Below are 14,694 nucleotides of genomic sequence, written 5' to 3'. Positions count from 1 at the left end.
TGAAAAGAGGATGAAATTAAAGAAAAGAGACGTGTCTTACCAGTCCGCGGCTGATTTATTAAAGATCTGTTGAACTAGATTTTCGCGGATCGTTGGCAAAAGACGGGCTTCGTTCTGGTTAAGTGTTTGATCCTGTGGGAAGTCGGCGTAATAGGTGAAAGACTGATCAAAATTCTTTGTTTCGTCTTTTGCATTAGTGTAACGAACCTGGACGGAGACATTCAACCGGTTGAGCCCGGCCTGGTCGTTTGCGGTGGGTGCAGCCGCGAGTACGTCATATCCCACGATTGAGCCTTCGATGACCAGGTCGCCACCGCCGGGCTGGCTGATAAGGCTTGTATTTCTCTGAAAATATTCCTTCAAATCCTCTGTCAGCCTTTGCGGCAGATCGGACGGTCCGCCAGCTGTGCCCATTGTAAAATTCAACACACTAAATGTCTTAATGTCAGGAGATAAGTTTGTTCCGGTAAAAGAATAAACGCCGCATCCCGAAATGAAAACGGAGCAATGCAGGAACAATAGGACGAGGATCAATCTTTCGCCGCCTGTTTTTAACAACCGACCTAATTCACTATTCTTCAATATCATACTGCTTGATTTTCCTGTATAACGTCCGTTCGGATATGCCCAATGCATTCGCTGCATACTTTCGTTTGTTGTTGTTTTTGCGGAGCGCCTTGATAATCATCTCTTTCTCTTTGTCTTCCAGCGAGAGCGACTCTTCCTCCGCAGTCACATGCACAACATCCTCGATTTCACCGCGCTCGTCGGAATAACGGTCGAGATCAACTACTCTGGAAGGTGGGGGCGAAAGTAGCCGGGATGGTTCAATGGTTGGCGAACTGATCACCGGTTCAGCGTTGTTGATCGAGCTGAATAATTCCTGATGATCTTTCAAGATATCTCCGCCGTATTTCTCATTTTCTAAAACGTTCCGGACCAGTTTTTTCAATTCCGTCACATCCCTGCGCATGTCGAAAAGTACCTTATAAAGTAATTCTCTCTCTGAGAAAGAAGTCGAGTCGTCGTTTTGGCGTAGCTGAATGAGTGATTTTCGACCCGCCGGCTGAACCGGATTAAGATAGTGATTGAGCGTATCGACGCTGATCGGAAATTCCTTGTCTGTTTCCAGAATGGTAATTTGTTCGGCGATATTTTTTAACTGCCTGATATTCCCTGGAAATGCATAGCCCATTAAAAGATCCCGGGCTTCGTTATCCAGCCTGACAGGTTTAGTCCGGTACCTTTCGGAAAAATCATTGGTGAACTTCCTGAACAACAACAGAATGTCCTCTCCGCGATCACGCAGTGGCGGCACGTAAATGGGGACTGTATTTAACCGGTAATAAAGATCTTCCCTGAATTTCCCATTATTAACCGCATCCAGCAAATTCACATTAGTCGCGGCAACGACCCTCACATTTGTTTTAAGGACTTTGGAAGATCCTACTTTTATATATTCACCATTTTCCAGTACACGCAACAAACGCGCCTGCGTGCCCAGCGGCATTTCACCTACTTCATCGAGGAATATGGTACCTGAGTTGGTTGTTTCAAAATACCCTTTTCTCGCATCCAATGCCCCCGTAAATGAGCCTTTTTCATGACCGAAAAGTTCTGAGTCGATCGTTCCTTCGGGTATGGCACCGCAGTTGATCGCGATAAAAGGCCCATGTTTCCGCGAACTCAAACTGTGAATGATCTTTGAAAAAGATTCTTTACCACTACCGCTTTCTCCCGTGATTAATACGGTAAGATCAGTCGCTGCAACCTGTACTGCTACATTAATGGCGTGGTTCAGGCCCGGGGATGTCCCGATGATCCCGAAACGATTTTTTATTGCTTGTATCTCCGATGGATTCATTCAAATAGCGGTTGGCTGCCAGCTGTGGGCTGTTAGCCTTTTAGAGTTAAATGTCTGATTTTCTTTGTGACATCGGACATTATTATTGCGTTTAAATGGCCTCAACCTCTGCAACTACTTTTCCTTTGAGCGTTGCGGCTGTGCATTCGGTGATTAAAACGTGTACATAATCACCTTTTTTGAAATTTTCCCTCGGAAAAATAACCTTTTTACCTTGATCGATCCTGCCTGTAAAGTCGTTTTCGGAACGTTTTGAGGTTCCTTCAATCAATACTTTCTGGATGGTACCGATCAGTCTCTGGTTGCGTTCCAGGGATATTCTTTGTTGTATGTCGATCATTTCGGCAAGTCTTTTTTGCTTTACCTCAGCCGAAATGTCATCCTGGAATTTTTTCGCGGCCAGCGTTCCCGGACGTTCGGAGTACGAAAACATGTATCCGAAATCAAACCTTACATATTCAAGCAATGAAAGAGAATCCTGGTGTTCTTCCTCGGTTTCAGTACAAAAACCTGTGATCATGTCGTGAGAAATTCCGCAATCTTCACCCAAGATCCGGCGGATACTGTCAATCCGTTCCAGGTACCATTCACGGTCATACGTGCGGTTCATCAGTTCCAGTATCCGGCTGTTTCCGCTTTGGGCAGGTAAATGGACGTATTTACAGATGTTATCATACTTTTTAATGGTATATAAAACCTCATCCGTAATGTCTTTCGGATGCGACGTGCTGAACCTTACACGCAGTTCCGGATTTATCCGGGCAACCATTTCCAGCAGCTGCGCGAAATTGACCTGTTTTTCCCATTTGTAACTGTCCACATTCTGGCCGAGCAAGGTAACCTCGCGATAGCCCAGATTGAAAAGATCTTCGGCTTCTTTCACAATGGAATGCGGGTCCCTGCTCCGTTCGCGGCCACGCGTAAATGGTACCACGCAGAAGCTGCACATATTGTCACAACCCCGCATAATGGAAACGAGCGCGGTTACTCCATTGGAATTCAGACGGATCGGAGAAATATCGGCGTAAGTTTCCTCTCGGGAAAGAAACACATTTACACCTTTCTGACCAGTTCCTGCATCCAGCACAAGTCTTGGAAGATCACGGTAGGCATCAGGCCCCGTAACGATATCGACCATTTTTTCCTCTTCCAGCAACTGGGTTTTGAGCCTCTCAGCCATACAACCGAGCACACCGATGAGCATTCCCGGTTTTTTATTTTTCAGGAAATTTAAATGCCTCAACCTGTTTCTAACCTTCTGTTCCGCATTGTCACGGATCGCGCATGTATTCAGAAAAATGAGATCGGCGTCGTTTTCATCTGACGTGGTCGCATAGCCGGCGTCACGCATGACAGAAGCTACGATTTCACTATCCGAAAAATTCATCTGACAACCGTAGCTTTCAATAAACAGCCTTTTTTTAGTTGTAAGAGGTTCATTTTCCGAGACACGCACGGTTTCGCAAGCTTCTTTATCAGCCTCGGTCAGTATTTTTAATGAATTTGAAATTCTGTGTTCCATTGGAAAGGAAATCTGTAATCTTCAATGCCTGTCAGCGAAGTGAAATCACTTATTATTTCAACTTCGGTTCAGGCCGGACGGTTGCAAAGATAGGGAAAAATCAGGTATACTGACAAACTGTCATACTAAGATGGGCGAGCTTTGCAGCAATTAAAAAGGATATCCAACTCCCAGATTGATATTGAGAAAATTGGATTGTGTACGGTTGAAAAGCTTGTTGAACTTTAATTCGTCCAGTACAAATCGCTGTAATGCAGGATCGTATACCTTGATCCCGAAGTCAAATCGGAGTATAAAGAACGAAAGATCATATCGGATCCCGAACCCGGTACCAACTGCGATTTCGCGCAAAAAGCTGTTGGCTTCAAATTTCTGCGATTCCGTCGCCGTACTGTTCAGGTTCCACACGTTTCCCGCGTCGATAAAGAGTGCGTAGTTGATATCACCGAAAAATTTCGCCAGGAATCCGCGCCATTCGAGGTTACCTTCGAGCAGAAATTCACCCGGCGATTCGATCGACAAGTTGTTGGAAGTTAACCTGGGCGACGAGGACCCGGGACCTAGCCGGCGTGGAAGCCAGGCCCTCAAACTGTTTGATCCGCCTGCAAAAAAGTATTTTTCGTAGGGTGGTACTTTGCTGTCCCCGTAACTGTAAATCGCGCCGCTGTTGATCCTGGCTACAAATGCCGATCTTTTATTGACGGGCCAGTAACGACGGTAATCGGCATTCCAGCGCAGGTATTTATAGAATTGCAAGTCACCGAACACATTTTTAATCAGATCCTGTTGCCCGGGTAGAATATTGAGCGATGTACCTCCCGATTCCAGTGCTACCCTAAAATATTTCGCATTCTTTTGCGGGCCCATTAATGCATTGGTATTATAAACAAAATTGAAATTGATATCGGATACAAATGATTTCTGAAAGCTGTTAATCAGGTTGTTACCTTGTAAATACAACGTGTCTAGCAAGCTTTTGAAATCGGCCCGGATGTTTTGCGTGTTCAGTATATTGAGGTCAACCAGTGACACATTGAAAAGCGTATTATTGGTCGGCTGCCACGAATAATTCATCGCGATCTTCACGTTGGTACGGGTGTATTCGGGACGGTTTACATAATTATAGCCCAATCCAATCTGCGTCCGCGGATTGTAACTGGCCGTTTGTTTTTGCAGAATGTTACGAGGTGTTAAAAGCCTGGGAAAAGTGAGTGAGGTGTTCAATCCGATTTCTTCACTCCTGTAAATCTGTCTGTTACCCAAAAAACCAGGAACGAGTTCTATCCCGCCGCGAAGGTTCGCTTCAAAGTTTTCCAGCCCGTTGAACACGTTCCGAATTTTATAAGATAAATTGGCAAATGGGCCCGGCGCACCTTGCAACTGGATCACATTCAGACCAATATCAGTCGAGATCTGGTATTTCTTTAATGGAATAACTTTAAAATAACTATTAATCCCTTTTCCCGTCGAATCAATGGTGTAGTTGTAATTGACGAAATCAAATTGGTCTGTCAGGGATAATTGTTGCTGCGTGTCGCGTTCTTTTTTCTGACTGTAAAACTCGCCGGGACGTACCTGAATCTTGCTATCCAGAATCTTCGTTGAGAAATGCTTGTCTGAAAATACATACCGGATCCCCTGGTGGACTGTCGTGTCTTTTTTGTAAAGCGAATCAGGCGTACCCGATGGCGGCAATACCTCGAAATTAACCGAATTGATCACATACCGCGTTTGCTTGTTACCTGCATCCGGCATTTCCACACGCACTTTGATGTCTACCGATTTGAAATTGCTGTCTGTCAGCGCATTCGTGATCGTATCGTTAACAAGGTAGGAGACATTCTGGCGCGAAAAACCCATATATCCTTCGTTTCGGAGGAGCGTTTCGATGCGTATCCGTTCTTCCTCGAATGAGTCGCCGTCATACCTTTTTTTACTGATCAAAACTGCATCCTTCGCATTTGCGTCGATGATGCTGTCGGCAAAATAGTTTTTGACCTGATACTGAATATCCCGGATCATGGTCGGGCGGTTCTCATGGATCAGATAATTCACCCTGATCCGGTTGAAAACGGTATCCGGTTTAAAAGAAGTTTTCGCCTCAAAAAACCCGTTGTTGTAGAGGTACTTCTGCATTTTTTCGGCATTCTGTACGACTTCGTTCAGGTTGAAATAAACAGGTGCTTCGCCTAAAATCCGCATCCAGAAATTTCCTTGATCCGCGCGTACCTGCGCTTTTTCAAGTTTCTTAGCATATCGACGCTGAATTTTTTCCAGCTTTCGCGGATTATTTTCGTGAATCCGGGATTCGTTCTGATAATTTTGCGTCACTTCGATTACTTTACGCTGTTTTTCTTCGCGGTTGTAAAACAGTTCGCCAAATCGGTAAAGGCCGACATATGGAAAGAATGGAAGTCCCAGAAGCCGGCGGTTTGGTTTTTGGGGGATCAATGCATCCAGTTCCGAATCGTTGACGATGCGGTTGCCTTTAATCGACGAAGTGCCTAAAAAATAACTTTTGGTGGGTGACGATGACTTGGGTGTGCAGGAGAACAATCCCGTCAAGACAAGAATGAGAAATGAGCCGTATGTAATCCTACAATGAATATTCAATGCTCTCAAAAAATCGTATAAAGTATATAAACTCGCTCAAAATCAAGAAGTACCGTCAGGCGCACCAGGCTTTTATTGTCGAAGGCGCTAAAAGTGTACTTGAATTAATGGATTCAGATTTTGAGATTGAGTTTGTATTAGCAACAGAGGAATTTCAGCAAAAATACTCAACTATTCTATCCCGACATAACGCTGCAATAGAAACCGCTACGATCGTCGGGCTGGAAACAGTCGGTTCTTTTCAGACGAACGATTCATGCCTGGCTGTTGCTAAAACGAAGGAGAATGCTTTTTTGTCTTTAAATGAAGCCGAATATGTGCTGATTCTGGATGATGTGCGTGATCCGGGAAACCTGGGAACGATCATCCGCGTCGCTGATTGGTACGGAATCACAAAAATCGTATGTTCCGAGGACACAACCGATTTTTACAACCCAAAGGTAATCGCCGCCAGTAAAGGCTCATTTACGAGGATCAAAATCTATTATACCGACCTGGCTACCTACCTGGCGGATCAAGCTCATAACCAAAATGTCATCGGGGCATTTCTTGGAGGCGAATCGCTTTACGAGTTTCCTTTTTCTGCAAATGGCGGTTTTATTGTGATGGGGAATGAGTCGAATGGGATCGGTGCGGGTGTGGAGCCGTTCATAACGCACAAGGTAACGATACCGAGAGTGGGCGAGGCCGAATCGCTGAATGTTGGAATCGCAACCGCCGTAATGCTCGATAATATGAGGCGACAAATTACTGCAAAACCGAATTAATCACTCGTGGGCAGCTTTATGTGACAATTCTTCGGCATATTCTTTTCCGAGGTAATTATCAATAAAGTAATGCGCGATGTACAGAACCGGGGTAAGCATGATCGCAATAACTCCTTTATACAGATAATTAATAGTACCCACCGCAAATATCTGTTTCAAATCCCAGTTGCCGAATACGTAAAAGGCAATTGTGATGACCACAAAACTGTCTACCAATTGTGAAAACATCGTCGAACCCGTTGCGCGGAGCCAGATGAACCGGCTGCCCGTTTTTCTGCGCAGCCACGAAAATACCGATACATCGAGTAGCTGGCCGAGAAGAAAAGCTACGATCGAGCCGATCATAATGCCAAGTCCCTGGTTGAATATTTTGGTAAATGCATCATTGATATTAAATACATTCCCTTGATTATCAGTGTTGTTCAGTTCCAGCCAGAATTGCGCGGGCGGGAGTTTGGTAGCAACCAGAATGGTGATAAAGGTATAGACAATGAAGCAAGCCGTAAGAAAGGAAATGCGTTTCACTCCTTTTCGGCCAAAATATTCATTGATAATATCGGAAGTGATGAACACCACCGGCCAGTTCACAACCCCGGCCGTCATGTTGAAATCGAGACGCTGACCACCGATCGGCAGCTGGGCTGGCGCAATACCAAGTAAAGATTCTACTGAAAATATTTTGCCGCCTATGATTTCGGCGATCAGCGCGTTGGTCAGGAATATGCCGCAAAGCAGCAAAAACAGGCGTTGTCTTTTAGCTTCCTGGATGGTCGGGTCTTGAATGGACATTTATCGGGTTCAGTGATAAAGAGGGTAATTTCAAAAAAAGCCTGAGCAAACCGCTCAGGCAATAATTTCTTCAACCGTACGCGTCGACAATACTCTGCGATTTTCGAGAAAGAACTCTAACTTGTCCATCGCCTGGTTCAGCTCGTCAACGGTTGGTAAAAAGACAATCCGGAAATGGTCGTCCGAAATATAATTAAATCCGGTGCCCGCCACCACGAGTACTTTTTGATCACTTAACAGGTCGTAAACAAATTTTTCGTCGGTTTTAAGTCCGAATTTTTTCAAATCGATTTTTGGAAAAACATATAATGAACCTTTCGGCTTCACGCAGGTGATTCCCGGAATGGAAGTCAGGCGATCGTACACCAGGTTCATTTGTTTGTGCAGCCTTCCTGTAGGAGCTACCAGTTCTTTGATGCTCTGATAACCTCCTAATGCAGTTTGAATGGCGTATTGGGTAGGCACATTCGCGCAAAGACGCATACTCGCAAGCAGCAGCAAACCTTCGGAATACGATTTTGCTTTATGTTTTGCGCCGCTCATGATCATCCAGCCACCTCTGAACCCAGCCGAACGGTAATTCTTGGAAAGCCCACCGTAAGTAACGCATAGCGTTTCGGTTACAAGTGAACCCATTGGGTAATGAACTGCGCCATTGTAAAGGATTTTATCATAAATCTCATCGGAGAAAATGATCAGCCCATGCTCTTCAGCAATTTTAGCAATGCGTATCAGAACATCTTTTTCATAAACTGCGCCCGTTGGATTGTTTGGGTTAATTAAAACAATGCCTTTAGTCCGGGAAGTGATTTTCTTTTCAAGATCGTCCAGGTCCGGGTTCCAGTCGGCTTGCTCGTCGCAGACATAATGTACCGGAGTTCCGCCACTCAATGCGATAGACGCAGTCCAAAGTGGGTAGTCCGGAGAAGGAACGAGGATTTCGTCACCTGGATTCAGCAATGCCTGCATCGAAAGCAGGATCAGCTCACTTACCCCATTGCCAATGAAAATATCATTGATCTCAACATCCTGAATGCCAATCGTCTGGGTGTAATGCATAACTGCCTTACGAGCGGCAAACAAGCCACGGGAATCCGAATAACCCTGTGCATTACGCATGTTCATGATAATGTCGTGAACAATTTCGTCGGGGGAATCGAACCCGAAAGGGGCGGGGTTTCCGATATTCAGGTTGTGAATTTTATAACCCTGACTTTCAAGCTCCAAAGCTTTTTGGTAAGTAGCGCCGCGAATTTCGTATTTAAGATTATTGAGACGCTGGCTTTTAAGGAATTCCATGTTTGTAATTGGCTCGTATATGGACAAATTTAGTTAAAATAATGACTATTAAAACCAAGAAAAGCCGGTCAAAAAAGACCGGCTCTTCAAAATCACGATAAGAAACTATACTGTTACTTAATGGCTTTTACTTTCTTACAAGTATTTCTTCCGCAACGCGCCACCCGTTGGCACCCATATAGCCATACCGCACATAGAAAGTTTTGGTGGCGGGATCGTAGGTGTTATTTGCTTTATCAGCATTTGCCCAGGCAGACTTATAGGGAGCAGGCAATGCAGTATCAAACTGCGTGTAAGGTGCCCCAGCCGCCCCCGCTGCCGGAGTGATAGTGATCTTATTGGTTTTTGGGTCTACTGTCAGGTTAGCGAAATAACCCGACCCACCCAAGTCACCAAGTTCCACGGATACGGTTGTAGGTGAGACGGTTACAAGTGATTTGTCTTTCGCGACGGCTCTCGGTGACGTCGGGTGGTAAACATATCCGGTCGCCGCGTATGTGGCGTCATAGATGTTTTTAGCCTTAACCGCTAACAGGATGGTACCGAAGTTGCCGCTTACCACACCTGACGAAACAGATTTAATCTGAACGGGAAGAACATAATTCTTCGAGAAGTCGAATTGCGCTGTTTTAAGTTTGATCAAAACCTGAGCAGTACGCTGCCCTTTTGGGATCACCACAGTGGCAGGTAATGTGTAAAGATTAGGCGTAATCGCATCAAATTCCTCGTGTTGCTCCGTATTGTAATGAGTCACCGCGGCAGTATCCACGCCAAGAGTTACCGTTATATCTGCTGGAGCAACATCCGCTCCCGAATAACTTACCGTAATCGGGTAGTCTGCCTGGTCAGCAAGGTCAAATGACTGGGAATACAGAGAGTATGTGCTGCCTGAGGGTGACACAAAACTGGATGGGTTTTTAAACTCGACCACATTGGTTGATTTGTCCGGATCAAGTGTGATATCGTCCTTTAAGCAGGATGTGAATGCCGCTGCCGTCAGGAACAGACTGGCTATTTTTATCGAAAATTTCATATTTCAATTAGTTAGGATCCCAGAAAATGAGGTCAGTGAACTGATTAATAACTTTGTAGTTAGCAGCATTATACGACTGCTCGGAGGATGGATAAAGAATTCTGGAAGGCAGCTTGTCCGGTCTGGTTGAAGTGGACAGCAGGGAAGCGATATTGTGGTATGCGTCTCCATTAGCTGCGGTCACAGGATAGCCCGTTCTGCGGAATTCATTATAGCCTTCTTCCGAATTGATCATGTTTACTGCAATATATTTCTGAGTAATGATCGCTTCAAGCCTCTGGGCTGGTGTTGTTGCCAGCTTGATATTGACCAGATAGCTGGCTGCATTCTCGGTTTTATAGGCCGTTACATCCGCAGCGACATCTTTTCCTGCCGCAACAACATTCGTCACATCTTTGTATAGATACTTGAACGAAGCAGCAATTCCAGCGTCAAAATTGGTAGTGAAATCACCTGTCAGGAAACCTTTCAGCTTCGCTTCTGCCTGTAAAAATTCAGATTCTGCGAGCAGCATCAGTACTTGTCCCTGGCTTGGTCCTTTAAGAACACCCAAAGCGTTACCGATGCTTGATGCACTACTGAAATTTCCAGTATACCAAGTGGAGTAATTGGTAATGATCGTTGGTGCATCCACCTCATTTCCAAGTTGATTCACGGGTGTATTTGTTGCAAAGTTTTTATAAATCACCGATCCTCTCCAATTATCCGTCAACTTCTGACCTTTGTAGAAACCAAAAGCAAACTCGGTAGGGATCCGGGATGTATTCGCCACTGCTCCGGTAGATGAATACCCCCACGAATTCCAAACCGGATTTGGTTTGTCTCTCACGTAACCTGGATTAACGACTGCGTCATCTGTTAAAAAGCCGAGCGTTTTGTCCATTGCTGCGAATTTGGTGGTCACAAAAGAAGAAAGCGCCGCAACACCGGAAACACGTATCAGGATTCTAAGTTTGATCGTGTTTGCAAACTTTTTCCATCTCATCATATCTCCCCCGAATAATGGATCGGACGAAGAGTTGAGCGATTTCGGGAACTGCGCTCCGTCGATGATCAGGATGGCGGAATCCAGCTTGGTAACCAGGTCCTGGTAAATGGTGGCAGCGTCGTCGTACTTCGGCGTCAGGTTCGCATTGTTTTTCAATGCCTCGGTATATGGAACATCCCCGAATGCATCTACCAAACGCTGATAGTTCATAGCAGTCATGATTTTGGCCGCTGCATTTGCGTAGGCTTGCTCATCATTGCCGGCTGTCTGATTGATCACATATTGGTAATCATTTAAGTTGTCGTAAGAGTTGGCCCAAAGTCCATTATAATCGCCCGGCACCAGCTGATAGTTGAACAAGTTACCGAAACCCGAAAATCCGCCTGCATTGGCAATGTATCCGCCAAAATGCCCTCCATAAGAATTGAACTGGTTAGCGACAGAAGCACTACCTACGATAGCCTGGGGCAAGACGAGCAATGCGTCGGCGCTGGTGGCATTGTTGGGGTTTGTATTGATATCGAGATAATCATTACAGGATGAAAGGCCCGTTATAAGCAGCGCCAGTATCCAACTGATGTTATATCTTTTCATTAGTTGTTTCAATTAAAATGTTAATGATAACGTACCACCGAAATAGCGGGCGGGCGGTGTTTGTCCGAGGTTTGTAAAACCTACCGCATTGCTGTCAGCACCGTTTTGGCTGTACTCAGGATCGGTATAAAGATTTGACTTTGGAACCCAAATAAACAGGTTTCTTCCCTGGATACTTATGTTTGCTGCCTTGATAAACTTTGTGGCGGAAAGCAGAGAAGATGGTAACTCAAATCCTATCGAAGCCTCACGAAGCTTCCAGAAACCGGCAGAATTTGAATAGTTTTCTCCAATACCTGTATTTCTTGTTCCGTCTGTCCAGAAGTCAGCACCACCGCTTCTTACTGCTATATTGGTATTTTCAACGTAATTCCCTTCGCTGTTCTTATATGATGAATTGGGAATAACAAAACGGTCTCTGTTGTACCAGGCAGTGCGAACACCCGCTCCCGAGAAGTCGTAACCGGTTGAAATCGCATTGTAGATATAATGTCCGTTGCGGTATTCAAATAATATATTAAATCTGAATCCTTTGTATTTGATTGCTCCGTTCACACCCAAAATATGAGGTGGGTTGGTGATGCCCACGTCATGGAAAGATCCATTTGTTGACGGATAACCTGTTTTGGAATCCACGATAATACGTCCCTGTTCGTCACGGTTGTAGCGTGTGGTCTGAAGAAGAGGGAATGGTGAACCCACTTTCGCGAGTACCTTGGCAGTAGCACCGACAGAACCAATACTCAATTCGTTCGACTGATCAGAAAGGGAAATTACTTTGTTGCTGTTATACGTGTAGTTGGCCCCCAGATCCACCTGTAATCCTGATGCGGTCTTAATTGGAGTAATGTGCAACGTAGCCTCAATACCTTTGTTTTCAACCTCTCCAACATTAGTTGTCAAAAATCCATATCCGGTGGAGTTTGGGATGAGTACCGTAATGGTTTGGTCTACCGTGTTGGTTTGATAGAAGGTAAGTCCGCCACCAATTCGCATCGGGCGCAATTCGAAATCAATTCCGCCTTCCAGTCCGGTAGTAATTTCCGGTTTGAGGTTGGAAGAAACCAGCGTATTATCTAGCGTGAAACCTGCGCCGCTTGAATAAGGATATCCGAAACCCTGTGAGAAGGTGCTGTTAAGCGCATAAGCACCCTGGTTGCTCAAAGGAATTTGACCAAAAGTTCTGTTGGCACCAAGGTTGACCTGCCCAACCTGCGAGTATCCCGCACGAAGTTTCAAGCTCTCGAGCATTTCCCAGTTACCCAATCCAGGAATTGCGTCGCTGGCAATGAAGGAAACGTCAACAGAAGGATAGAAGAAAGAACGGTTTTCTTTAGCAAGAATGGAACGCCAGTCATTTCTGGCAGTTGCGTGCAGATAAAGGAATTCTTTAAATCCAAGACGGGCCTCGCCATACACACCAATCTGGCGCGCTTTGTAGTTGCCTTCGATCGCAGTTGGGTTACTAAGACTATTACCCACATTATACAATCCGTCAATCACAAGTCCGTTAGCTGCAATCGCCATGGCCTTGGTGGCATTTTCGCGAACCGTCGTGCCGACCGTTACGTTCAGGCTAACGGCAGGGCTTAGGGTGGTTCTGTATTCGGCCAGAAAGTCATTGACTAACTGCGTGGTATATCCGGAATAGTCCGCTACGGAGCCCGCAATATCTGTTTTTGAGCTACCGGAAATGCTTTTGGTATAATCAGAGAAAATGAATTTACCGGTACTTACTTTCCCGGAAAGGTTACGTGTGCTGATACCAACCCGGTAAGTGAATGTCAATGGCTTGACCGGATTCCATTTCAACTCCATATTTCCCTGCAGATAGTCGCTTCTGTCCGTAAGCCGGTTGTTCGATAGCGTGAAATATGGGTTCTGGAAATACTCGTTGAAATATCCGTTCGGGTTGGCAAACGGATTATTCTGCCAGTCTTCATACTGGGTAACATCGACCTGGGAAGGAGACATCAGCAGGTTTTGATAAGCCGCTAAGGTCTGGCTGCTCTGGTCCGTACGGTTTCCGATAAAGTTGGTATTGAACGACGCAGTGAGGTTTTTGTAGATGTGACGGACAATGTTGGCACGGACACTATATCTTTTATACTTGTCGTAAGGCACCGTCGATTTCTGGTCGAAATACTGTGCTGAAAGATAGAAAGTACCTTTTTCATCACCCGAAGTTACACTAAGGTCTGTCTGGTTGGCGACGCCGGTGTTCCAGAAATCCTCACGGAAATCTTGTGCACTGTAGGGAACCGTCTGAATGGAGCCGTCCTGTAATGGCTTACCGATTTCTACCATGGATCCATCAAACGCGGGACCATATTGCTGGTTTTCGTATGGTGTATATTCAGGAACATCATCCGGTGTTGTTCCGGATCCGAACCCTTTCTGCAGCTGGGGCAGAAAGCTTACTCTTTCAATAGTTGTTGTGTTCGATACCCTAAACTCCGTTTTACCTGACTTACCCTTTTTAGTGGTAACAATGAGTGCGCCGTTCGAAGCGTCAGATCCGTATAGCGCCGCGGCCCCGGCTCCATTAAGAACCTGAATATCCTCGATGTCCTCAGGATTGAGGTTACCCAGGATGTCATTCGTGGAAATGATGTTATCGATCACAACGAGAGCCTGGTTATTACCAGTGAGTGAACGGTTACCCCTAAGGACTAAACGATAGTTGGGGTTAACACCGCTGCTCACACCCATTACCAATAATCCGGGGACGCGGCCTGCAAGGCTGGCTGCTACACTAATGGGCTTGCCCTGCACAATGTCCTGCGCTTTCACCGTCGTGGACTGGTTACCGAGTTCGCGGCGCTGGGCAGTGAGACCTCCCGCTGTAATCACGACTTCATTCAACGCTAGTTCGTCCAGCGTCAAAGAAACGTCCAGGTTTCCGCTGGCTGGCGCTTTCAGCTCCTGATTGAGGAAACCGACAAAAGAAAAAATGAGTGACTGCCCGGTGCGTGCATTAATACTGTACTCACCTTTGTCGTTGGTGAGCGTACCGGTATTTGTACCGGCGACTCGGATAGAAACCCCGGGCAGGAGCGAACCATCGTCTTTGGAAGTGACCGTCCCGGTCACCTCACGGCTTTGGGCATAGGCTTGACTGCAGAGCAGCAGCAACCCTCCCAAAAAGGGTAATAAATGTTTTTTCATTAAGCTAGGTTTGTTATAAAGATTTACCAGTAAAAATAATTATTGTTCTGACAATCA

The 14,694-nt window shown here is 45.6% G+C and carries 10 protein-coding genes; 1 reads left to right on the top strand and 9 read right to left on the bottom strand.

What is annotated here, in order from left to right:
* Positions 1–36: 36 nt before the first annotated feature.
* The 4 genes from LZG72_RS14100 to LZG72_RS14085 all read right to left on the bottom strand — a co-directional run bounded on the left by LZG72_RS14100 (position 37) and on the right by LZG72_RS14085 (position 5,999).
* Complete coding sequence (locus LZG72_RS14100; protein ID WP_233873284.1) at positions 37–588, bottom strand: LptE family protein; 552 nt, start codon at positions 586–588, stop codon at positions 37–39.
* A complete protein-coding gene (locus LZG72_RS14095; RefSeq protein WP_233873281.1) occupies positions 572–1,864 on the bottom strand; it encodes a sigma-54-dependent Fis family transcriptional regulator in 1,293 nt (430 codons plus the stop codon). Before LZG72_RS14095 ends, LZG72_RS14100 begins: the two co-directional genes overlap by 17 nt.
* A 91-nt stretch (positions 1,865–1,955) precedes the next feature.
* The gene (gene miaB, locus LZG72_RS14090; protein WP_233873278.1) at positions 1,956–3,386 is read right to left on the bottom strand and encodes a tRNA (N6-isopentenyl adenosine(37)-C2)-methylthiotransferase MiaB; all 1,431 of its coding nucleotides are present in this window, start codon (positions 3,384–3,386) and stop codon (positions 1,956–1,958) included.
* 150 nt (positions 3,387–3,536) lie between these two features.
* Positions 3,537–5,999, bottom strand: coding sequence for a BamA/TamA family outer membrane protein (locus LZG72_RS14085; RefSeq protein ID WP_233873275.1), 2,463 nt, complete (start codon positions 5,997–5,999; stop codon positions 3,537–3,539).
* Between LZG72_RS14085 and LZG72_RS14080 the strand changes: the two genes are divergently transcribed.
* Positions 5,999–6,766, top strand: coding sequence for an RNA methyltransferase (locus tag LZG72_RS14080; RefSeq protein ID WP_233873272.1), 768 nt, complete (start codon positions 5,999–6,001; stop codon positions 6,764–6,766). The genes LZG72_RS14085 and LZG72_RS14080 overlap by 1 nt on opposite strands.
* Here LZG72_RS14080 and LZG72_RS14075 read toward each other — a convergent pair whose 3' ends face one another.
* From LZG72_RS14075 to LZG72_RS14055, 5 genes are all read right to left on the bottom strand, one after another.
* Complete coding sequence (locus tag LZG72_RS14075) at positions 6,767–7,555, bottom strand: queuosine precursor transporter (RefSeq protein ID WP_233873270.1); 789 nt, start codon at positions 7,553–7,555, stop codon at positions 6,767–6,769.
* A gap of 54 nt (positions 7,556–7,609) precedes the next feature.
* The gene (locus tag LZG72_RS14070; protein WP_255701028.1) at positions 7,610–8,854 is read right to left on the bottom strand and encodes a pyridoxal phosphate-dependent aminotransferase; all 1,245 of its coding nucleotides are present in this window, start codon (positions 8,852–8,854) and stop codon (positions 7,610–7,612) included.
* Between the two features lie 127 nt (positions 8,855–8,981).
* The gene (locus LZG72_RS14065; protein WP_233873267.1) at positions 8,982–9,887 is read right to left on the bottom strand and encodes a BT_3987 domain-containing protein; all 906 of its coding nucleotides are present in this window, start codon (positions 9,885–9,887) and stop codon (positions 8,982–8,984) included.
* Positions 9,888–9,894: 7 nt separating this feature from the next.
* Entirely contained in the window at positions 9,895–11,469 is a 1,575-nt protein-coding gene (locus tag LZG72_RS14060) for a SusD/RagB family nutrient-binding outer membrane lipoprotein (protein WP_233873264.1), read from the bottom strand.
* A 12-nt stretch (positions 11,470–11,481) separates the two neighbouring features.
* Positions 11,482–14,637, bottom strand: coding sequence for a SusC/RagA family TonB-linked outer membrane protein (locus LZG72_RS14055; protein ID WP_233873261.1), 3,156 nt, complete (start codon positions 14,635–14,637; stop codon positions 11,482–11,484).
* Positions 14,638–14,694 lie beyond the last annotated feature (57 nt).

This window comes from Dyadobacter sp. CY323 (assembly GCF_021390245.1).
Taxonomy (GTDB): Bacteria; Bacteroidota; Bacteroidia; order Cytophagales; family Spirosomataceae; genus Dyadobacter.
Note: the sequence above shows the minus strand (reverse complement) of the source record. Positions and strands in the feature narration are given on the sequence as shown.